We start from the raw sequence: 441 nt of genomic DNA, 5'->3' as shown, positions 1-441 counted from the left end.
TTGTTCAGGCGTCAGCCGTGCACGCCGTTGCGCAAGGTCTCTATTCGACATAAGCAATTCCTCTCATAAATGCTTCATTTCGTTAACAGGCGACCGGACCGCTGGCAGAGGATAGATCGGCAAAAATCATGAACTCGACCTCCAAAATCCTGTTTGATCAACTCCATTCAGCTCTCCAGTAAGTCAAGCAATTCCGACATTCCCATCAGCTCGGCATGCTCAACATGTCCCACGAATCCAAGCAACCGTTTCCCCTGTATGACGGATGCAATATCGGTCAGTAAAGAATTCTCGAAATACGAACGTAGCGGCAATGAAATGGATAAAATCTGTTGCAGCTTCTGCTGCACTTGCAGGATTGCAAGCGAATGTCCGCCCAGTTCAAAGAAATTATCATTGCGCCCCACCCGGCCAATACCCAATACTTCGGCCCAGATGCCC

General features: G+C 49.0%; 1 protein-coding gene. It reads right to left on the bottom strand.

All coding sequences use genetic code 11. The annotated features are described in order from the left end of the window. Nucleotides 1-167 precede the first annotated feature (167 nt). Nucleotides 168-441: phosphopantetheine-binding protein (locus SQ11_RS15375; protein WP_041515081.1), on the bottom strand; the 274-nt coding region annotated here is incomplete at its 5' end.

It is taken from the genome of Nitrosospira sp. NpAV (genome assembly GCF_000832065.1).
GTDB lineage: Bacteria > Pseudomonadota > Gammaproteobacteria > Burkholderiales > Nitrosomonadaceae > Nitrosospira.
The sequence above is the reverse complement of the archived record's forward strand: the minus strand, read 5'-3'. Positions and strand labels throughout refer to the sequence as shown.